The 20,068-nt window shown below is 71.8% G+C and carries 16 protein-coding genes; 6 read left to right on the top strand and 10 right to left on the bottom strand.

Going from position 1 to position 20,068, the window contains the following annotated elements; genetic code table 11:
- Positions 1 to 18 precede the first annotated feature (18 nt).
- Positions 19 to 3,720, bottom strand: a complete 3,702-nt coding sequence (locus ACH9EU_RS15325) for a hypothetical protein (protein ID WP_396414777.1) — start codon at positions 3,718 to 3,720, stop codon at positions 19 to 21.
- Positions 3,721 to 3,876: 156 nt separating this feature from the next.
- Between ACH9EU_RS15325 and ACH9EU_RS15320 the strand changes: the two genes are divergently transcribed.
- Entirely contained in the window at positions 3,877 to 4,599 is a 723-nt protein-coding gene (locus tag ACH9EU_RS15320) for an NYN domain-containing protein (RefSeq protein WP_396414776.1), read from the top strand.
- 85 nt (positions 4,600 to 4,684) lie between these two features.
- Here ACH9EU_RS15320 and ypfJ read toward each other — a convergent pair whose 3' ends face one another.
- The 7 genes from ypfJ to ACH9EU_RS15285 all read right to left on the bottom strand — a co-directional run bounded on the left by ypfJ (position 4,685) and on the right by ACH9EU_RS15285 (position 11,967).
- Positions 4,685 to 5,593 (bottom strand): KPN_02809 family neutral zinc metallopeptidase, encoded by a 909-nt coding sequence (gene ypfJ, locus ACH9EU_RS15315; protein WP_396414775.1) that lies wholly within the window; start codon positions 5,591 to 5,593, stop codon positions 4,685 to 4,687.
- A gap of 44 nt (positions 5,594 to 5,637) precedes the next feature.
- On the bottom strand, positions 5,638 to 6,261 hold the full coding sequence (locus ACH9EU_RS15310) for a biotin transporter BioY (RefSeq protein ID WP_396414774.1): 624 nt from the start codon (positions 6,259 to 6,261) through the stop codon (positions 5,638 to 5,640).
- Between the two features lie 10 nt (positions 6,262 to 6,271).
- Entirely contained in the window at positions 6,272 to 7,696 is a 1,425-nt protein-coding gene (locus ACH9EU_RS15305; RefSeq protein WP_396414773.1) for an AI-2E family transporter, read from the bottom strand.
- A gap of 104 nt (positions 7,697 to 7,800) precedes the next feature.
- A complete protein-coding gene (locus ACH9EU_RS15300) occupies positions 7,801 to 8,895 on the bottom strand; it encodes a zinc-binding dehydrogenase (protein WP_396414772.1) in 1,095 nt (364 codons plus the stop codon).
- Complete coding sequence (locus ACH9EU_RS15295; protein ID WP_396414771.1) at positions 8,892 to 9,866, bottom strand: Gfo/Idh/MocA family oxidoreductase; 975 nt, start codon at positions 9,864 to 9,866, stop codon at positions 8,892 to 8,894. Before ACH9EU_RS15295 ends, ACH9EU_RS15300 begins: the two co-directional genes overlap by 4 nt.
- Entirely contained in the window at positions 9,863 to 11,002 is a 1,140-nt protein-coding gene (locus ACH9EU_RS15290) for a glycosyltransferase (protein WP_396414770.1), read from the bottom strand. The genes ACH9EU_RS15295 and ACH9EU_RS15290 overlap by 4 nt, the downstream gene beginning before the upstream one ends.
- Positions 10,999 to 11,967, bottom strand: a complete 969-nt coding sequence (locus ACH9EU_RS15285) for a glucosyl-3-phosphoglycerate synthase (RefSeq protein ID WP_396414769.1) — start codon at positions 11,965 to 11,967, stop codon at positions 10,999 to 11,001. The genes ACH9EU_RS15290 and ACH9EU_RS15285 overlap by 4 nt, the downstream gene beginning before the upstream one ends.
- Before the next feature lie 238 nt (positions 11,968 to 12,205).
- Here ACH9EU_RS15285 and ACH9EU_RS15280 point away from each other — a divergent pair, with 238 nt between their 5' ends.
- The 3 genes from ACH9EU_RS15280 to ACH9EU_RS15270 all read left to right on the top strand — a co-directional run bounded on the left by ACH9EU_RS15280 (position 12,206) and on the right by ACH9EU_RS15270 (position 15,427).
- Positions 12,206 to 12,889 carry a histidine phosphatase family protein gene (locus tag ACH9EU_RS15280; protein WP_396414768.1) on the top strand — a complete coding sequence of 228 codons (684 nt, stop codon included), beginning with the start codon at positions 12,206 to 12,208 and terminating at the stop codon, positions 12,887 to 12,889.
- 121 nt (positions 12,890 to 13,010) lie between these two features.
- Positions 13,011 to 14,609 carry an ATP-binding cassette domain-containing protein gene (locus ACH9EU_RS15275; RefSeq protein WP_396414767.1) on the top strand — a complete coding sequence of 533 codons (1,599 nt, stop codon included), beginning with the start codon at positions 13,011 to 13,013 and terminating at the stop codon, positions 14,607 to 14,609.
- A gap of 59 nt (positions 14,610 to 14,668) precedes the next feature.
- Positions 14,669 to 15,427 (top strand): magnesium transporter, encoded by a 759-nt coding sequence (locus ACH9EU_RS15270; RefSeq protein WP_396414766.1) that lies wholly within the window; start codon positions 14,669 to 14,671, stop codon positions 15,425 to 15,427.
- Between the two features lie 36 nt (positions 15,428 to 15,463).
- Here ACH9EU_RS15270 and ACH9EU_RS15265 read toward each other — a convergent pair whose 3' ends face one another.
- Both ACH9EU_RS15265 and ACH9EU_RS15260 read right to left on the bottom strand, forming a co-directional pair.
- Positions 15,464 to 15,625, bottom strand: coding sequence for a hypothetical protein (locus ACH9EU_RS15265; protein ID WP_396414765.1), 162 nt, complete (start codon positions 15,623 to 15,625; stop codon positions 15,464 to 15,466).
- Positions 15,626 to 16,269: 644 nt separating this feature from the next.
- The gene (locus tag ACH9EU_RS15260) at positions 16,270 to 16,647 is read right to left on the bottom strand and encodes a hypothetical protein (protein WP_396414764.1); all 378 of its coding nucleotides are present in this window, start codon (positions 16,645 to 16,647) and stop codon (positions 16,270 to 16,272) included.
- A 255-nt stretch (positions 16,648 to 16,902) separates the two neighbouring features.
- On the opposite strand from ACH9EU_RS15260, the gene ACH9EU_RS15255 reads away from it, so the two are divergent.
- Together ACH9EU_RS15255 and ACH9EU_RS15250 are read left to right on the top strand one after the other, a co-directional pair.
- Positions 16,903 to 18,243 (top strand): CNNM domain-containing protein, encoded by a 1,341-nt coding sequence (locus ACH9EU_RS15255; protein WP_396414763.1) that lies wholly within the window; start codon positions 16,903 to 16,905, stop codon positions 18,241 to 18,243.
- Between the two features lie 401 nt (positions 18,244 to 18,644).
- Complete coding sequence (locus ACH9EU_RS15250; protein WP_396414762.1) at positions 18,645 to 19,877, top strand: TerC/Alx family metal homeostasis membrane protein; 1,233 nt, start codon at positions 18,645 to 18,647, stop codon at positions 19,875 to 19,877.
- Positions 19,878 to 20,068: the final 191 nt, after the last annotated feature.

Genomic DNA, 20,068 nt, shown 5'->3' with positions numbered 1-20,068 from the left:
TGACCGGGCCTCGGCTCGTCAGCGGCCCGCGACGCCCCGGATCACGTCCACGAGCTGACTTCTCAGCACAGCGATCCTCGCCTGCCCCGTGCTCAGCGCGCGCCGATCAGCTGCCTGGGTGACGAGCCGGGCGGCATCGAGATCCACCACGGAATCCAGCCAGGCACCGACCGCGATGACGGCACGAGCGCTGGAGGCGGCCACATGAGCCGTCGAGATCTCCGGGTCCACCCGGCCGGGGCTGCTGGTGTACATGCGGCTCAGGCTCCAGGCGAGCGTCTTCACCGTTGCGCGGGCCTCGGCGAGCCGGGCGCCATGGATCTTGGAATGCACGTCGCCTCCGGCCGGTGTCTCGTCCGGCTTGGCAACGGTGAGTTCTGGGATGGAGCGGGCGGTCACCTGGCCTTGGAGCAAGCCGGTCAGGAGGATGCGTGCTCCGGGTGCCTGCGTCAGGTCCAGACCCTCGAACGCTTCCAGCCCGGCCGCGTGCATGTCCCCGATGGCGTTGCCGACACCCAGGGCGAACACGTGGTGGCCACGTTTCGGTCCCGCGACCTTCGCCGACGTGGGGGAGCGCTTCTTGGGGTTCACCTCCGCGTCGATGGACCACGTCTCGCCGGTCGCCACAGGCTCCAGCCGCGTCAATCCGTATCGGGTGCGGATCACCGCAAGCAGCGGCTTGATGACGGCCGCCCCGACCGGACGGCCCGCATACCGGTCCATCACCTGGAGAGCGGCGGCGGTGCCGGCGTCGAGCCGCTTCTGCTTGCCCTCCGGACTGTCGTCGCCTCCCCGGAGTTTGGCCTTCATCGTGCCGCCGAGCTTCTTGAGGCCGCGGATGATGGGACCGGCGAGCTTCAGGCCGGCCTTGATGACGGCGTCGACGGCCCGCTTGACCGGCTTCTGCAGCGAGGTCACGATCTCGCGGATCTTCTGGCCGATGCCACCGAGGCCGATCACGCTGGCGAGGAAGCCGATGAGGATCGGCACCATCTGGCCCAGCACGTTCTCGATCTTGGCGACCACGCCGCCCACGTTGCCGCGCACGATGTCCGCCACCGAGTCGATGATCGTGTCCACGAACTTGGCGATGCGGGCGGCGTTGTTCACGAAGAACATCACGACGTCGTAGATCAGCTTGCAGGCCTTGATGAAGGCGGCGGCCGGGTTGAGCAGGCCGATCAGCCACGTGATGCCGGCGGTGATGACCTTCGTGACCACGAAGTCCTTCACCTTCTCCAGGATCATGTCCTTGACGTTGCCGATCTTCTCGACGATCAGCTGCCACAGCCCGGCGACGCCCTGGGTGGCGATGAGCTGGAAGATCTCCACGCCCTTCTCGACGGCGGCCATCGCCGGCTCGCCGATCTGCTTCGCGATGCGGGCCCGGATCCTGGCCCAGGTGAGCCCGAAGAGGGAGGCCAGGAGCTTGACGACGCCCTTGAGGTCGAAGGTGTCCGGCAGCTCGACGCCGCCCTCCGCCAGGGCCCCGAACAGCCAGCCCATGAGGCCCTTGCGCAGGTGGTCGAGGATGTTGTCCTTGAACCGGAGGATGCCGCCCTTCACCCCGGCGATGAGGTGGCCGAGGAAGCCGATGGGGTTCTTGATGATGTCGCCCACCACGCCGGCCACGCGCGAGAGGACGTTGCGGAGCATCGCGGCGAGCTGACGGATGGTGTTGACAATGGCCTTGATCGCGCCGATGGCCTTGTCCACGAGGCCCTTGTTCGCGGCCTGGAGCTCCTCGATGCGGGCGTCGAGCGCCTGGCGGGACTCGGCGTACTTCGTGGCCAGCGCGTCCACCACGGACTCCTGCTTGGCGTCGACGTCGGCCTCGAGCTGGTCGAACTTGTCGCCGATCTCCTGCGAGGCCTCCGCGCCGACCTTCTGCAGGTCCCCCGGCAGGCCGCCGACGTAGGACGCGATCTCGGCACGGCCCTTGGCGATCCGCTGCTTGGCCTTCGTGAGGTCGTCGCCCACGATCGTGGCGACCCCGGAGATGACGTCGTCCATGCGCTTCAGGTAGAGCTCCCGGCCTGCCGCGTAGAACTCGTCGACCTTGGCGGGCATGCCGCGGACCTTGTCCCGGAGCCAGCGGTAGCCGCCGAGCCACCCGCTGTAGCGGTCCTTCTTGTACGCCGACATCTTGGCGTCGACGTAGTTCTCGAACGCGGCCCGGGCGGCGGCCTCGCCCTTCTCGAAGGCGGCATCCACCTTGGGGTCGATGCCGTCGAGGATCTTCTTCACGTCGGCCTCGGTCGCGGTGAAGATGGACTGCACCTTGGCCGTGACCTCCGCGCGGCGCGCCTCGTCCTTCGACTTGGTCTTCCCCTTGGCCGCGACCAGCCGGGCCACGGCCGTGGCCTTGGCGCCCTGCATGCCCGTGACGCCCGCCGTGGTGACGGCGGCGGCCTCGGTCCGGTCCTGTGCGATCGTCTGCTGCTCCTGTCGGCGGTACGCGGCGGGTGCGGTGTCCGCGTGCTCGGCGGCGGCCTTCTTGTCGACGAGGGCAGCCTGGAACTCCGGTTCGTTGGACCGTGCCAGCTGGTCCTCGGTGACCCCGCCGTCGGCCATCTCCTGGTCGGCCTCGTGCTTGCCGGCGGCGAGGTTGGTCTGCTCGGGCGGCGCGGGCTTCGGGACGGCTCCGGCGGGCGGCACCGTCGGCGCCGGCCCGGGCGTCTCCTGGGCCATCGGCGTGACGGGCTTGGCCACCGCCTTGGACGGGTCGGGCGGAGCCTCGGTGGCCGTCTCGATGTCCTTGGTCTGCCCCTCCTTCCCCTGACCCACCAGGCCCTTGACCGCGCCCTTGACCTCCCCGGCCTTCCCCGACTTCTTGTACTCGGCGGCCTCCTCGAGGGTCTTCGGCGACTTCGCCTCGATGGCGGCCTTGACCGCGGCGATGAACGCCTTCTTGTCGAAGCTGCCCGGCGGCTGGGCGTCCATCGTGTCGACCTTGGCCGCCTTCGCCTGCGCACCGAGATCGTCGGCCGGGGCGACGGCGGCCCCCTGCGCCTCCTGCGCCTTGGCCGACGCGGGAGGATGCGCCTTCTTGGCCGTGGCGGCGCTCTTGACGGAGCCGACGACCCCCGCGAACGCCGGGTCCTCCTCCGGGCGCACGGGCGTCGGCGCCACCGGGGGCTGGAGCAGCTTGTCGGCGGTCAGGGAGGCGGGACCCGGCGCGGGGCCGGGACCGGTGCCCGCGGCCGGGACGGGAGCTCGGGGCCCGGCCTTCGCCGCCGGTCTCCCGGCGGCCTTGCCGGGGCGTGCTCCCTTCGCGGCGGCCTTGCCGAGCGGGCTGACGGCCGGGACAGGTTTGGGCGGGGGCACCGGTTTTCGGGGCGCGACCGCCTCGGGTCCGAAGCCGGTGCGGGTCACCGCCAGCGCGGAGGCCGGCGGCTTGGGGCCCTCCAGCTCGACGGCGACGCCCGCCGCCTGGGCGGCCCGCAGGCCCTTCTCGACCGTGTCGACCGAGGGCCGATCGCGGCGTGTCTCGACCAGGGCGGCGTCGATGTCCGCGACGGCCTGCTCGCCGGGGGACCGGGCCCGGGCGGCCATCAGAGCCCCGACCGCGGAGTTGCCGGCCTGGCGCTGCAGCGCGAGCACCGCGCGGGGCCCGACGACGGGACCCGCGGTCGTGCCGCGGGCCCGCTGCCGACCCGCCGCGAGGGCGTCGCCGACCTCGGCCCGCTGAGCATCGGCCGTCCGGTGTGCGCCGGTCATGCATCGAGGATCGCCGACGCCCTGCCGTGGCGCCGATCGCGGGGAGCCGTTCCACGGGGCACGCCGGCCTGCCCGAAGGGGCACCGGCCGTGCGGTGCGTCGTCGTGCCCGGGGACCGAAATTGACCCGAGGGAGGGAGACCTGCATGCTCGGGACGTGAACACCGACGAGAAGCGCATCGCCCTGCTCATCGACGCCGACAACGCCCCGGCGGCGAAGATCGACGTGATCCTGGCCGAGGTGGCCCGTCACGGCGCCGCGAACGTCCGGCGGGCCTACGGCAACTGGAAGAGCCCGCACCTGCAGCAGTGGGAGGCTGTCCTGCACGCCTACGCGATCCGGCCCATCCAGCAGTTCGCCTACAGCACGGGCAAGAACGCCTCCGACATGGCCATGGTGATCGACGCCATGGACCTGCTCTACGCCGGTTCGGTCGACGGGTTCGCGATCGTCTCCAGCGACGCCGACTTCACCCCGCTGGTGATGCGGATCCTCACCGACGGTCACAAGGTCTACGGCTTCGGTCAGCGACAGACCCCGGAGCCGTTCATCAATGCGTGTTCCCAGTTCACCTACGTGGAGAGCCTGGGCGAGCCCGTGGGGGAGGCGCCGGGGGAGGCGCCCACGGCGACGCCTCAGCAGACGCTGCGCGGGGACGCCCGGCTGGTCAGGATGCTGCGGAGCGCGGTGGACGCCGCCAGTGGTGACGACGGCTGGGCCCACCTCGGCGCCGTGGGCCAGCAGATCGGCAACCAGGCGTCCTTCGACTCCCGGAACTACGGGTACCGCAAGCTCAGCGATCTGATCGAGGCCACGGGCCTGTTCGACGTCCGCCGGGACAACGTGGCCGTGCAGGTGCGGGACAGCCGCCGTCGGTGAGGACCCCGGACCGGAGCGCCCGCTCCGGACTGCCGCGTGGCCCGAGCGGGCGGCCACACCGAGGGGGGTGAGCCGGAGTGCGGGCTCAGCGGGCGAGCGAGGCGGGATCGTCCAGGTCGGGCGCGTCGAAGGTGTCGCAGCGGGCGATGTCGCCCGTCTCGTAGCCGGCGGTGAACCAGGCCTGCCGCTGGGCCGAGGTGCCGTGGGTGAAGGCCTCGGGTGAGACGCGGCCCTGCATGGTCTCCTGGATGCGGTCGTCGCCGATCACCTCGGCGGCGTCGAGGGCCTGCGCGAGCTGCGCCGGGGTGATCTCGTCCAGCTGCACGGCGCCGGAGGTGTCCCCGGACGCCCCGTTCGCCCAGAGACCGGCGAAGCAGTCGGCCTGGAGCTCCACGCGCACAGCACCCGACTCGGGGCCCTGCGGATCCTGCTGGGCGTAGCCGAGGGTGCCGAGCTGGTGCTGGATGTGGTGGCCGAACTCGTGGGCGAGCACGTACTCCTCGGCCAGCGGCCCGCCCTCGGCGCCGAACTGCCGCTGCAGCTCGTCGAAGAATCCGACGTCGAGGTAGACGCTCCGGTCGGCAGGGCAGTAGAAGGGCCCCACGGCCGAGGACGCGGCGCCGCATCCGGTGTTCGTCCGCTCCTCGAAGAGGAACACGTCCGGCAGCACGTAGGCCTCGCCCGTGGTCCGCGGCAGGTACTCGTCCCAGAACTGGTCGAGGCTCTGCGCGGTGGCGATCATCCGGCAGTCCGTGTACCGGTTGGCGTCCTCGCCCGACCGGCACCGCTGCTCGCGCTCCTGTTCCGCGGTGGTTCCTGCTCCGGGGCCCGGGTCCCCGCCGGTCAGGGTGTCCACGGCGTCCGGGCCGAAGATCAGGGCGACGACGAGCAGCAGCAGCGTGCCGCCGACCCCACCGCCGATCGCGGCCCCGCGCCGGCCGCGTCCGCCGCCGACGCGGCCGGGATCCAGCTGGGAGTCGTTGCTGAACGTCATGCGGGAAGACTAAGCCGTCGCACGGAGGACAGGCCCGGCCGGGATCAGCGGGCGCCCGCGATCCGGGGGAAGGCCTTGTGCACGCCGACGGCGATGACCGCGGCGAGCACGCACTTCAGGAGGTCCGCGGGCCAGAAGGTGAGGTCGGCCAGGAAGGCGTCCCCCCACGTGAGGTCCCCGTTGACCACCAGCCCGGGGATGCCGCCGAGCCGGATCACCACGAAACCCGCCAGCGTCCCCAGGAGCAGCCGGAGCGTGTAGGTGCCGGTGCGCTCGTACCGGGCGTTCGTGGCTCCGCCGTCGTTGTAGCGGCGGGCGGGGATCAGCCACTGCGCGAGGTAGCCGGTCGCGGCCGCCGCGAAGGGGAAGGCGAGGATGTACCCGGCGGACGGATCGGCGAGCACGTCGGGTCCGCCGCGGAAGTCGGCGAAGATCGGCGCCCCGATCAGGCCCAGGACGACGTAGAGGCCGACCGCGAGCAGACCGCGGGTGCCGCCCAGGACCAGGCCGGTGAGGAACACGGCGAGGGTCTGCAGGGTCAACGGCACCCCGACCGCGCCGAGCGAGATGCCCGGAAGCAGGGACAGGGCTGCGGTGAGCGCCGCGAACAGGCCGATGTTCACGTAGTCCTCGGCGGTGACGGTGCGGCGGCGTTCGGCGTTGGTCATGTCTGCCAGCCTAGAGCTTCTCGGCGGGGTCCTCGGCATCTGCGTCCCCGGAGTCGGGCCGGGCGCGTGCCGCGTCCCGCCTCGTGGCCCCGAGCCGGTTGCCGCCGACCTGCTGGAGCCGCATCCGCTGGTACTTCCACCGCTCGGCCATGGTGGCCTTGGCGGCCACCCGGTCCTTGGGGCTCAACGGGTCGGGTCCGAGCACGGGGTCGTCGCCCACCTGGTATCGGTCGGACCAGACCTGGATGACGGCCCACGCGACGGCGGTGTAGGGAACCGCCAGGATGGCGCCGAAGATGCCCCCGATCAGGGTCCCGACGGTCAGGGCGAGCAGCACGACGAGCGCGTGCAGGCTCAGGGTGCGGCCCATGATCACGGGCTGCAGGATGTTGCCCTCGATCTGATTGACGACGATGATCCAGCCCACCACGATCAGGGCGACGACGGGGCCGTTGGTGACCAGGGCGACCAGGGCCGCGACGATCCCGGCGATGGTCGCCCCCACCACGGGGATGAACGCCGTCACGAAGACGAGCACCGCCAGCGGGACGGCCAGCGGCACCCCGAGGATGAGCAGGGCCGCGCCGATGAAGACGGCGTCGATGAGGGCCACGAAGGCCGTGCCGCGCACATATCCGCCGAGCACCTGCGCGCCGCGGTCGGCGGACTCGGCGAGCTTGGCCCGGCGCTCGCCGTGGAACCAGCGCAGGGTGAAGTTCCACATCTTCTCCCCGTCCTTCAGGAAGAAGAACAGGATCACGATCATCAGCACCAGGCCGGTGACGAAGGACGCGGCGGCGGACAGCCCGCTGAGAGCGCTGCCGGCGAAGCTGCCGCTCGTGACGAACTCGGAGGCACGGCGCACGGCGGCGTCCACGCTGGCGGTGTCCACCGGCAGCGGGGTGGACTCGAGCAGGCGGCGCAGCTCGTTCCAGCCGCTGGAGGCCTGCGAGGTCAGCGTGTCCCACTCGCTGCGGATGGTGAACACGATGCCGGTGACGATGCCCCCGAGCAGCAGGAGGATGCCCAGGAACGCCGTCAGGGTGGCCAGCAGGTTGGACCAGCCCCTGCGCTCGAGCCACTTCACCACCGGCGCCACCGCGGAGGCGAGGATGAGGGCGACCATCACGGCGATCACGACGATCTTCACCCGGAGCAGGATCCAGATGAGGCCCACGACCACCGCGGCGACGAGCAGGGACTGCGCGGCCCGTGAGCCGGCGCGCCCGAGGGTGTCCGACCAGGGCCCCACGGCCGGGGCCAGGGACTGGGCCGCGTGCTCGAGCTGACCCATCTCGTCGTGCTCCGGCTCGTGGTTGCGCTCGTGGTCCCCGGGCGAGCGCCGGGCCAGGACGTCGGGGGCGGAGCTGGACCCGGACCCGGAGCCGGGAGCGGAGCCGGGGGTCTGGGGATCCGGGCGTGGTGGGGTGGCCATGCGGGCGCTCCTCGGGGGCGTGGGCGGGGAAGGGTGGAGATCGTCCCAACACTAAGAGGACTGTCGGTCGGCTGTCCACCGGCGGCCGGGGTGCCCGCAACGGCTCACGCCGGGTCCTCGACCACGAAGACGGCCGTCAGCACGTGCCGCCGCCGCGCGGCGACGTCGTGCATCAGGGCCGGGGCGTCGTCGAAGGGCACGACGTCGCTGATGAGGTGCCCGCGGATCTCGCCGGCGTGGCCGGCGAGCAGGCGCGTGGTCTCGGCGGAGAGCCGCTGCCGGTCCCAGGTGTGGGCGAGCCCGCGCGGCACGCGTCCGATCTGGGCGCAGCGCAGGCTGAGCCCGTTGTGGTGGAACTCCTCGCCGAGCCGCACGGCGTCGGCCCCCTCGGTGTAGAACGCGAGGTCGATCACGCTGCCCTGGGGGCGCACGGCGCGCAGGGCGGCGTGCAGCGCCTCGGGCTTGCCCCGGCACTGGAAGACGACGTCCGCGCCGTGGTCGCCGGGCCCGTGGCGCCAGCGGGTCTTGAGGACCCGGCCGGGGTCGTCGGTGAGGTCCAGCGGGAAGAAGCCCATCCGCTCGGCCAGCGCCCGGCGCCGCGGGTCGGCGTCGGCCACCGCCACCTCACGGGCGCCCAGGGCGCGGGCGAACAGCGCGGTGACGAGGCCGACGGGTCCCGCGCCGGTGACCAGGACCAGGCGGCCGGCCACGCCGTCGCCGAGCCCGCGCACGGGTCCGGCGTCCGCTGCGGCGTGCAGCAGCCCGTTGGCGCAGATGGGTCCGAAGTGGGCGACGAAGACCCCCAGCAGCGGGTCGAGCTCGTCCGGCAGCGGCACGAGGTGCTCGGCGATCGGGTCGGCCACGTGCGCGGTCGCGTGCCCGTACGCGGTGGCCAGGACGTCGCCCTGCGCGAAGGCCGGGGTCCGCGACTCGGCGACCCGGGCGACCTCCATGTAGCCCAGCCGGCGCACCGGGTAGCCCTGCTCCGGGGTCCCGGAGCGGAAGAGGCCCAGCTCCGTGTCGTGCCGGGAGTGCAGCCCGGGGTGGTCGCCCTTGACGAAGGCCAGCTCGGTGCCCGCCGAGAGGCCGGTGACGAGGGTCTCCAGGAGCAGCCCGCCGTCGGGGACCGCGGGCAGCTCCTCGTCGACGATCTCGATCCGGCCGCGGGCGGGGACCACGAGGTTGCGGCGTCCGTTCACCCGGTGCCTCCGGGGCGCACGGGGACGCCGGAGCGGGCCGACTCGGCGATCGCGCACGCCAGCCGGTGCGTGCGCAGGGCCTCGCCGTAGGGCGCCCGGGTGGCCTCGCGCTCGCCCCGGACCGCCTCGAGGAACTCCCGGTCCACGGTGACCCGGGGGTCCTCGCCGGGGCAGTGGTCGGTGCGCTCGGCCGCGAACGCGGTGAGCCCGTCCTCGGAGAGCTCCAGGTAGAGGCCGCGGCTCACGGTGTGCAGCGCGGCCCGGTGCTTGGCGGCCAGTGCCGAGGTCGCCGCGAGCGTGGCCACCGCTCCGGAGTCGAAGCGCACGGTCGCGGCGGTCGCGTCGTCGACGTCCCCGAAGTCCTGGGGCGCCCCGTCGGGGGCCTTGCGGATCCCGGCGGCGTAGACCTCCACGGCCTCGCCCAGCAGGTAGCGGGCCATGTCCAGCACGTGCGTGAGCTGCTCGACGACCTGCCCGCCCGAGCGTTCGGTCCAGCCCCACCAGGGCACGGGCGGGCGCTTGTCCAGCCAGTACCCGTTGGCCAGCAGCGGAGGGGACTCCGCGAGCAGCTCGCGGGCCCGGCCCGCGGTGTCCAGGCAGCGCCAGTGGTAGCCGGTCCCCGTGACGACGCCGGCCGCCTCGACCATGGCTCCGATCTGCTCGGCGACGTCCAGGCCCAGGCCCACGGGCTTCTCCACGAACAGCGGGAGCCCGCGGCGCAGCGCGGCGCGCTCGCCGGGTCCGTGCGCGAACGGCGGCACGCACACGTAGACTGCGTCGGCCGCCACGGCGTCGAGCGCCTGCTCGGGGTCATGGAAGGCCGCGGCGCCGAGTTCGGTCGCCAGGGCCTCCGCGGCCGGTTCGTGCGGGTCGGTCACACTGACCACCCGGGCCCCGCCGAGGCGGTGCAGGACACCGACGTGACGGCGGGCGACCGAGCCGGCCCCGACCAGGGCGATGCGCAGCGTCATGAGCGGTTCTCCTCCAGGAGCCGGGTGTACAGGTCCAGGTACTGGCGCGCCATGCCGGCCGGCGTCCACTGCTCGGCGGCGGCCCGGCACGCCTGCGGGTCCAGCTCGTCGACGCGGTGCAGCAGGCGCACGAGCTCGTCCTCCTCGGCGGCCAGGAAGCCCGTCCGGCCGTGCTCCACCAGCGACGGCAGCACGCCCAGGGGGGTGCCGAGCACCGGGACGCCCCGGGAGAGGGCCTCCACCACTCCCGTGGCGCCGGGCTCGGCCCAGCGGTTGGGGGTCAGGAGGACGCGGGCGGAGCGCAGCAGCCGCTCCTTCTCCTCGCCGGCGACCCCGCCCACCCACGTCACGGTCGTGCCGTCCAGCAGCGGGCGGACGTCCTGGCACCAGTACTGCACGTCCGGGTGGGCCTGCAGCGCCTCGTCGCCGTCGGCGAGCCTGCGCTCCAGCTCGGCGGGGTCGCCGATGCCCGCGACCGGCCCGGCGAGCACCAGCGGGATCCCGGCACGCCGGCAGATCCTGGCGGCGAGGTCCTGTCCCTTGTCCGCGGTGATCCGGGCGAGCACCAGGGCGTGGGACCCGGGGTCCACGTCCACCGCCAGGGCCGGGGGTGCCGCGAGCGGCACCACGCCGATGGTCTGCTCCTGCAGGTTCCGGGGCGCCCGCTCCAGCTGGGAGGCCGAGACGGCGGCGAAGGCGACCCGACCGCGGCCGTCGAAGCGGGCGTAGAAGTCCGGGTGCTTCCGGAGGTCCCAGTGCAGGGTCTGCAGCGTGGGCGGTGCGGCGGTGCCCATGGCCCCCAGCACCGCGGGCCCGACCACCTCGAGGTGGTCGTGCACGACGTCCCAGTCCCCGCCGTCCCGGATCGCGGCGACGACACCCTGCATGTGAGCGTGGGCGATGCCGGAGACCCGGTTGTACGGCATGGCGATGGAGCGGAACGCCGGCTCGTCGAGCACCCGCAGGTGGGCGTCGGCCTCGAGCGTGGAGGGTCCCACGGTGGCCAGGGTGACGTGCGCCCCCGCGCGCCGCAGCTCCGGGACGAGTGTGGCCACGACGGTCTCGATCCCCCCGTACCCGTCCGGCGGCACCGGCAGCCAGGGACCGGCGTTGACGAGGACGCGCAGCCCGCTCATGCGACCCGGCCGGCCGGCAGCGCCCCGTACTCGGGGACCTCGACCATCGGCGGGCGCTCGCCGACGACGATCTCGTGGGTGTCGGCGAGGAACCGGTCGCCCTCGCGCAGGAACTGGGTCAGCTGCGTGGCGTGCCCGCCGGCCGGGACCTCGCACCGCAGCCGGGACCTGACGGTCAGCTGGATCTGCGCGGCCATCCGGGCCAGTGCCGCGTCGCTGGAGTTGCGGTGCGAGCGGACCCCCAGGTCCACCTGCGCCATGGCGTCCAGGCCGGCGGTCTCCAGCACGTCGATGAGCATCCCGATCTCCACGCCGTAGCCGGAGACGAAGGGGATCCGTTCCAGCAGCGAGCGCCGACCGGCGTACTCCCCGGCCAACGGCTGCACGAGGCCCGCGAGCTCCGGCCAGAAGAGGTTCAGCAGCGGCCGCGCGACCAGCTCGGTGACCCGGCCCCCGCCGGCGGGCAGGATCGTGGTGCCGTCGTTGAGCGGGCGGTCGTAGCAGCTCTTGACGAACTGCACCCCCGGCTCCGTGAGCAGGGGGCCGAGCAGGCCCACCGCGAAGCCGGTGTCGAACTCCTTGAGGTCCGAGTCGATGAACGCCAGCACGTCGCCGCTCGTCACCGCCAGCGACTTCCACAGGGCCTCGCCCTTGCCGGGGACGTTCCCGTGCCCGGGCAGGATCTCGGCCTGGGAGAAGACCCGGGCACCGGCCGCCGCGGCGATCAGCGCCGTCTCGTCGGTGGAGTCGGAGTCGATCACGACGAGCTCGTCGATCAGCGGCACGGTCTCCACGAGCCCCTCCCGCAGGGCGGCCACGATCTGCCCCACGGTCTCCGCCTCGTTCCGGGCCGGCAGGACCACGCTCACGGTCCGGCCGCCCTTGTGGGCGAGCAGCTGCTCGGGGGACCACTGCGATCCGTGGTAGCTCCGGCGGGCGAACCACTTCTGGACGTCCTGGCGCATGGGTGCTCACTTCCGGTTCGGAGGACGCGGGCCGGGCCACGAGCAGACTCCCCCGGGAGAACGACCCCGGCGGACCGGCGGGTGGATCCGAGCCGGAGACTACTGGTGGGGCGTCCGATGCGGAAGAGTGGGGCACGTCACACGGACGACACGAACGCACCGCGTCCCCTCGTGGAAGGGGGCCTCAGCCAGGATGGGACCGGCGGCGTGCCGCCGAGCAGCCGGAGGGGAGGCGACGATGTCCGAGCAGTCCACCGGCCGGGTGGCCGGCCGCCGGCTGGTGCTGTGGCGCCACGGCCGCACCGAGTGGAACGTCCAGGACCGGGCCCAGGGCCAGGCCGACATCCCCCTGGACCGGGTGGGGCGCCGCCAGGCGCGCCGGGCGGCCCCCGCGCTCGCCTCGTTCGAGCCGTCCTTCATCTGGTCCAGCGACCTGCAGCGGGCCCGCCGCACGGCCGAGCAGCTGGCCGCCCTCACCGGCCAGGAGGTGGTGCTCGACCCCCGCCTGCGGGAGTACGACGTCGGGATCCGGCAGGGCACGACCTTCGCCGAGTTCCGGCGGAGCCACCCCGAGGTCTACGAGAAGTTCCTCACCGAGGACGACTACCGCGTCCCGGGGGCGGAGCTTCCCTCCGAGGTCGACGAACGGATGCGGGCGGTGATGCGCGACGCCGCGGACGCCCTGGAGCCCGGCCGCACGGGGGTGCTCGTGGGCCACGGCGCCGCCATGCGCGGCGGCGTGCTCGCGTTCTTCGACGCCCCGCCGCGGATGCGTGAGATGTTCGCCGGGATGGGCAACTGCGCGTGGACCGTCCTGGCGGAGCACCCCCAGCGCGGCTGGCAGATCGTGGAGTACAACGCCGTCACGCTGCCGGACGCCTCGTCGTCGCTCGCGGACGAGATGCCCCCGCACCACGGCTGACCCCCGGGTCTGAGGGCCGGGACCTGATCCAGGTCACAGCGCCGCGGCAGGGTGCTCCGGTAGGATGGATGGGTTGCCCGTCCGGGCGCCCCACCCCACCTCCTGCCGAAAGGTCTCCTCCGTGATCACTGTCCAGAACCTCGAACTGCGTGCCGGCGCCCGGCTGCTGATGGACGAGGTCTCCTTCCGCGTGGACCGGGGGGACAGGATCGGGCTCGTCGGACGCAACGGAGCGGGCAAGACGACCATGACCAAGGTGCTCGCCGGCGAGACCCTGCCCGCGGGCGGGACGGTGACCAGGACCGGGAGCATCGGCTACCTCCCGCAGGACCCCAAGGTCGACGACATGGATCAGCTGGCGCGCGACCGCATCCTCTCCGCCCGCGACCTCGCGGGCGTCGTGGCCCGCCTGCGCCGGGCCGAACAGGAGATGGCCTCCGACGACGACGCCGTGCGCGCCAAGGCGATGCGCCGCTACGACCGGCTCGAGTCGGAGTTCCTGGCCGGCGGGGGCTACGCCGCGGAGTCCGAGGCGGCCACGATCACCTCGAACCTGGACCTGCCGGAGCGGATCCTCGACCAGCCGCTGCGCACCCTCTCGGGCGGTCAGCGCCGCCGCGTGGAGCTGGCCCGCATCCTGTTCTCGGCCGCGGACACCATGCTGCTCGACGAGCCCACGAACCACCTCGACGCCGACTCGGTGGTGTGGCTGCGGGACTTCCTGAAGAACTTCTCCGGCGGGCTGCTCGTGATCTCCCACGACGTGGAGCTCATGGAGATGGTCGTCAACAAGGTCCTCTACCTCGACGCCAACCGGTGCGTGGTGGACGTCTACAACATGGGCTGGAAGAACTACCTCCAGCAGCGCGAGCAGGACGCGCACCGCCGCAAGCGGGAGTACGCGAACGCCGAGAAGAAGGCCTCCGCGCTGATGGACCAGGCCAACAAGATGCGCGCGAAGGCCACCAAGGCCGTGGCCGCCCAGCAGATGATCAAGCGCGCCGAGCGGCTCATGGACGGCCTCGAGGGGGAACGGCAGCAGGACAAGGTGGCGGCCATCCGCTTCCCGAAGCCGGCCGCCTGCGGGAAGACCCCCCTCACGGCCTCGGGGCTGTCCAAGTCATACGGGTCCCTGGAGATCTTCACCGACGTGGACCTCGCCATCGACAAGGGCTCCCGGGTGGTCATCCTGGGCTTCAACGGCGCGGGCAAGACGACCCTGCTGCGGATGCTCGCCGGCGAGGCCCAGCCGGACACCGGCGAGGTCCGCCCCGGCCACGGGCTCAAGCTCGGGTACTTCGCCCAGGAGCACGACACCCTCGACCACGACCGCACGGTGCTGGAGAACATGCGCACCGCCGCCCCGGACCTCGCGGACACCGAGGTGCGCAACATCCTCGGGTCGTTCCTCTTCCAGGGCGACGACGTCGCCAAGCCCGCCGGCGTCCTCTCCGGCGGGGAGAAGACCCGTCTGGCGCTGGCGACCCTCGTCGCGTCCTCGGCGAACGTGCTCCTGCTGGACGAGCCGACCAACAACCTGGACCCGGCCTCCCGGCAGGAGATCCTCAACGCGCTGCGCACCTACGAGGGCGCCGTCGTGCTCGTCTCCCACGACGAGGGCGCGGTGGAGGCCCTCGACCCGGAGCGCGTCGTGATCCTGCCGGACGGCACCGAGGACCTGTGGAGCCAGGAGTACCAGGACCTCATCTCCCTGGCCTGAGACCTCACGGGGACCTCGACGGAGCGGGCAGGCTGGTTCCGGGCCGGAATGGCGGCACTGTGGACGTCCCGGGCACGGAGCGGATCCGCACGGGTCTGCGGCGGCTGCTCGGGACGGACGCGGCGGAGCCGGTCGCCGGGGTCATGCGGGAGGCCGTCACCGTGGAGGCGCACGTGCCCGCGGAGGACGCGGCCCGCCTGGGCGCGGCCGAGCAGCTCGTGGCGCTGCCGGTCGTGGACGGCACGGGCGGGAGCACCGGCAAGCAGGCGGCCACGACGGTCACCCGGGCCCTGGCGCTGGGCGACGTGGTCGTGCGGGACATGGGCGTGCGGGACGTCGGCCGGGTGGGCTTCCGGGAGGTGCGGGTCCGGACCCTGCTCGGCGCGAGACTGGGCGCCGCGGGCCTACTGGGGGTCGGGGCCGTCTACGCCTGGGCCGTCGGTGCGGTCATCGGGCTGACGTTGCTCGTGGTCAGCGTCCCCGCGGCCACGGTCGGCGGGCTCATACCCGTTCCTCGAGGTCCACCCGCCGTGTTCTCCAACCCGTTCATCACGACCTTGGTGGACGCCTCGGGCGTGATCGTCTACTTCCTCATCGCCTCGGCCGTCCTGGGTCTCTGCGCCCTGACTTGCCGACGTGGGTGCGCAGCCGTGTTTGCTGAGCGGTGTCCGAGTCGATGGGTTCGGCAGGCAGGAGTGAGTCGCCGGTCTCCCCGGCTCTGGCACTTCGGTCCTCGCAACGCGCCCGTGGTGGACTGGATCGTCAGGCGGTGGCGGTGGCGGGTGGTTCGGTGGCGGCGATCCGGGCGGGCATGTTGATGATCCGGGTGCGCAGCGTGGCCCGGCGGTCGCGGGTCATGCGCGGCCACCGCGGTGGCCGCGGGCGAGATTGAAGGCGATCGCCGTGCAGGAGATCCAGGCCGCGTTGTCCGCGTACTTCGCGGAGGGCAGGTGGGCCAGCGGCTGCAGCCGTTTCACCCGGCGCACGACCGGACGGCAGGCCAGGTGCTCGGCCACCCGGGAGGTGAAGGCGGTGAAGGGGACCCTGGCGACCTGCGCGTCGGAGATCCAGTGCTGCTCGGCCTCCTCCCAGACCGCCTGGGGTAGCGGATCGTTGTCCAGGCGTACCCGTCAATGCCGGCGATCGCCTTGGCGCCCCGGGGGTTCATCCGGGTGGTCACCGCGAACTGTGATGTCTCAGGACATCACACAGCACGGTCACGGGCCTTCAAACCTCCACGTCCTGCGACGTCATGAGGTTGTCCATCGGTCATACCACCCAGTTCGGGAGTTACACCGAAAAACGTACAGTCCCATCTTCGAGCTGAGCTTTCCCCCCGGCAGTGCGGGGGCCGATCAGGCCAAGGTCGCCGTCCTGACGGCCTCCGGCCTGGAGGCCCCACTGTCCAGGGTCCTGCTGCGGGCGCGGAACCGCCGCTACCGGGCCATCGAGAAGAGCGAGTCCATCGACGCCGATCACGACGGTGTCCAGGACGTCTACGAGAACGAGGAGGTCGGCGGCGGCGGGCGCCCGTCACGACGCCACTCAGGGCTTGTCGCCCCGCCCGACCCGATCCCCGTCGGCCTTGCGTCGCCGCGCCAGGCGTCGGCCCGATCCGGTCCGTTTCGTCCCCAGGCCCCGCAGCGGCCCGCGCACGTGCTCACGCTGGAAGGAAGCGCACCAGAAATCCTGTTGCGGCCAGCAGCACCCCCACGACGGCGAGGAAACGGGTCCAGCGCGCCGGATCGGTGAGAGACCAGCGCGCGGGGTCGTGAGCGTGGTAGTAAACGATCACTTCTGCCCCGGGAGGCGGAGGCGGCTCCGGCGGGTGAGGCCAGAACTCCTCATGGAGCTCGTAGCGGTTGGTGTGCCAGCGCAGCCGGTGCCGTTCGTCATCGTGCACGTGGATAGCCGCGGTCTTGACCCACCACGCGTAGCAGCACCGCACCAGCAGCGCCGCAACCAGCAGCGCCACTCCGGTCGTCGTACAGGCGGTGCTGATCACCTTGATGAGTACCATCGCGCTGAGTTCCGCCACGCGATGATCCTAAGCCGAGGCCCGCGCCGGGGTTGTGATCGACCGCGCTTCACCAGGCACGAGCCGGAGGTCCTGGTGGAGGAGACCGTCGGTGTTCTGGGCGGAGCTGTGTCCCCAGGGACTTGCCAGATGCAGAAGCGAACCAGCGTCCCGCGAGAAGGGGCGGTGGGCGGCGATCTGAAGCACTCTCCTCCGGCCCGATCGCCCTGCCCATGCTTCGCCGGCCTGGCCTGGGAGGCCAGTAGCGTGGACGCCATGGACTCCGACACCCTGGTGAACCTCGTGCTCGTGCTGGCCTTCGTGGTGATCGGGGGTGTCTTCGCCGGCACCGAAATGGCGATCGTGAGCCTGCGGGAGAGCCAGATCAAGAGAATCGAACGCTCCGGCCGCAAGGGCGCCCGGACGGCGGCGCTGGTGCGAGACCCGAATCTCTTCCTCTCGGCCGTGCAGATCGGTGTGACGGTGGCGGGGTTCTTCTCGTCGGCCTACGGCGCCTCCACCATCGCCCCGGATGTGGCCCCTCTGCTCGAACAGGCAGGGCTGTCTGGTGCCGCGGCGCAGACCCTGGCGCTGATCGGCATGACCCTGGTCATCGCCTATCTCTCGCTGGTGTTCGGGGAGCTGGTGCCCAAACGTCTGGCCATGCAGCGGGCAATGGGCTTCACCCGGGTTCTCGCCCCGCCCCTGAACCTGTTCGCGAAGCTGATGCGCCCGGTGATCTGGTTGCTCTCGGCCTCCACCAACGCCGTCGTCCGTCTGCTCGGGGCCGACCCCTACGTCCTCTCGCAGGAGGTCACCGCCGACGAGATCCGGGAGATGGTCGTGGACACCCGCGGCCTCGGCCCCGTCTCCCGTTCCATCCTCACCGACGTCTTCGAGGCCGGAGACCGCCGCCTGGCCGAGGTCATGCGACCGCGCACCGACGTGCACTTCCTCGACGGCACCCTCTCTGCCACGCAGGCCTACCGCGTGGCGCTGTCCCTGCCGCACTCCCGCTACCCCGTCACAGGGGAGGACATCGACGACATCCTGGGCTTCGTGCACATCCGCGACCTCGTGGTGGCCGATGCCGACGGGAACGGCGTCATCGAGGCCCCACCGTGCACCCTGCGTGAGATCGTGCGACCGATCCCCTTCCTGCCCAGAACCAACCACGTGCTGCGCACCCTGCAGTTCATGCGCAAGGGCGGCCACCACATCGCGCTGGTCGTCGATGAGTACGGCGGCACCGCCGGCATCGTGACCCTGGAGGACCTCGTCGAGGAGCTCGTGGGAGAGATCTACGACGAGTTCGACACCGGGCCGCGCGAGCACGAGGACACGGTGCTGCGCAAGGGCGAGGCCGTTCTCGTGGACGGTGGGCTCATCATTCAGGAGGTCCCGGAAGAATCCGGCCTCGTCATCCCCGAGGGTCCCTACGAGACCGTGGGCGGATTCGTCATGGACCGTCTGGGTCGGGTCGCCCGCCCGGGCGACGTCGTGGAGGTGGTTGGGTACCGGCTCGAGGTCCTGGCCACCGACCGCACACGTGTGGAACGGGTCCGGATCACCCCCCTGCCGCAGGCAGGGGCCACCGCGACCGATCCGACCGGTTAGGCCTCCTGGGGGACGAGAGGGCCGTGTCCCGGAGCCTACGCTCAGGACCATAAATTCAGCGGGCAGGTCATCAAGGCCGGGCCGTGGCACGTCCGCCTTCACCGGTCGTTCCCAGCCATTGCCTCGGGGCGGCGGTGCTGCCTCACCTCACGGCCTGGTCCCCGACGAATGGGCCGCCCGGGTGGGTTGTGCTCGCCGTCACAGAGGCCGGTGCGGGGTCTCATGTACACTGGCAAAGGCCTTAGGGGAGTATCCCTCAGCGTTGCGGACGTCAGTACGTCGGGGAATCGATTCCCGGCCGGACGCAGCGGCCGAACTCGGCAGCACGGACCGAAGAGGTCCTGGCGGAGCGGCGGAGAGACTTAGGGCTTGACCGTCTCCTCCCCTGAAAGCAGAAGTCCATGGATGTCTCGCCCACCGTGTGGGCCGTGACGATCGTCGCGATCGTCGGCCTGCTCCTGTTCGACTACGTGTTCCACGTGCGCAAGGCCCACGAGCCCCAGCTGAAGGAAGCCGCGATCTGGTCGGCGATCTACGTCGGCCTTGCCCTCCTGTTCGGCCTCTTCGTCCTCGTCCAGTGGGGCGGGGTGTACGCCGGGGAGTACTACGCCGGATACATCACGGAGAAGGCCCTGTCGGTCGACAACCTCTTCGTCTTCCTCATCATCATGGCCTCCTTCAAGGTGCCGCGGGAGGATCAGCAGAAGGTCCTGCTCTTCGGCATCACCTTCGCCCTCATCGCCCGCACCGCGCTGATCTTCGTGGGGGCGGGGCTGATCAACCAGTTCGCCTGGGTCTTCTACGCCTTCGGGCTCATCCTGCTGCTCACCGCCGGCTCCCTCATCAAGGGCGAGCTCTCGGGGGCCCAGCACGACCAGGCGGACAACTTCATCGTGCGCCTGGCCAAGCGCTTCATCCACACCACCGACCACTACGACGGCGACAGGCTCTTCACGATCCACAACGGCAAGCGGGCGATGACCCCGATGCTGCTGGTCATGGTCGCGATCGGTGGCACCGACGTCCTCTTCGCCCTGGACTCGATCCCGGCGATCTTCGGTCTGACCCAGCAGACCTACCTGGTGTTCACCGCCGTGGCGTTCTCGCTGATGGGTCTGCGCCAGCTGTACTTCCTCATCGACGGGCTGCTGGACCGGCTCATCTACCTGTCCTGGGGCCTGGCGATCATCCTGGGCTTCATCGGCGTGAAGCTCGTCATCCACGCCCTGCACGAGAACAACCTGGGCTTCATCAACAACGGCGAGCATGTCGACGTCGTGGAGATCAGCATCGGGCTGTCCCTGTCGGTGATCATCGGGGTGCTGGTGGTCACGGTCCTGGCCTCCCTGTTCAGCCCCAAGGGCCGGGCCGTGCGCATCATCAGCTCCCTGCAGGCCGTCGCCGAGCAGTACGTGTCCCTGCCCCAGGCCGCGCCGGCCGAGGAGCGCCGCCGGCTGGCCGCCAAGGCCGCCCGCTACCAGGAGCAGATGGACTCCATCTCCCCCCGGTACCGGGAGGAGCTCATCGAGTCCGAGAAGCACTTCCACGAGCTGCTGGACCGCGTCCACGGCACGCACCGCGAGTACGAGCGCACCAGGGTAGGCCCGGGGCCGGAGTCCTTCCCCACCCACTAGGCCCAGGCCCAGGCCGGGTCCGTGGAGGGGGCGCGGGCCGACACCCACGCCTCCGCCGGCACCACCATCCCGGACACCCGACGCGGCGACGACGGCAGCAGCGCCGTCTGAGACCGTCCACGACAATGAGGCCGCCCATGGGCACCTTCTAGGAGAACCGGCAGGCGGGGCCGCTTCCGAGNCGAGAGTCA

This window comes from Kocuria rhizosphaerae, from assembly GCF_044462265.1.
Classification (GTDB): domain Bacteria; phylum Actinomycetota; class Actinomycetes; order Actinomycetales; family Micrococcaceae; genus Kocuria; species Kocuria rhizosphaerae.
This window is presented reverse-complemented; position numbering and strand designations above follow the sequence as displayed.

Bases quoted from the DNA above. Each gene is read 5' to 3' on its own strand.
- ACH9EU_RS15325 (WP_396414777.1), bottom strand. From the start codon at position 3,720: ATGACCGGCGCACACCGGACGGCCGATGCTCAGCGGGCCGAGGTCGGC.
- ypfJ (WP_396414775.1), bottom strand. From the start codon at position 5,593: ATGACGTTCAGCAACGACTCCCAGCTGGATCCCGGCCGCGTCGGCGGC.
- ACH9EU_RS15310 (WP_396414774.1), bottom strand. From the start codon at position 6,261: ATGACCAACGCCGAACGCCGCCGCACCGTCACCGCCGAGGACTACGTG.
- ACH9EU_RS15305 (WP_396414773.1), bottom strand. From the start codon at position 7,696: ATGGCCACCCCACCACGCCCGGATCCCCAGACCCCCGGCTCCGCTCCC.
- ACH9EU_RS15295 (WP_396414771.1), bottom strand. From the start codon at position 9,866: ATGACGCTGCGCATCGCCCTGGTCGGGGCCGGCTCGGTCGCCCGCCGT.
- ACH9EU_RS15290 (WP_396414770.1), bottom strand. From the start codon at position 11,002: ATGAGCGGGCTGCGCGTCCTCGTCAACGCCGGTCCCTGGCTGCCGGTG.
- ACH9EU_RS15285 (WP_396414769.1), bottom strand. From the start codon at position 11,967: ATGCGCCAGGACGTCCAGAAGTGGTTCGCCCGCCGGAGCTACCACGGA.
- ACH9EU_RS15280 (WP_396414768.1), top strand. From the start codon at position 12,206: ATGTCCGAGCAGTCCACCGGCCGGGTGGCCGGCCGCCGGCTGGTGCTG.
- ACH9EU_RS15255 (WP_396414763.1), top strand. From the start codon at position 16,903: ATGGACTCCGACACCCTGGTGAACCTCGTGCTCGTGCTGGCCTTCGTG.
- ACH9EU_RS15250 (WP_396414762.1), top strand. From the start codon at position 18,645: ATGGATGTCTCGCCCACCGTGTGGGCCGTGACGATCGTCGCGATCGTC.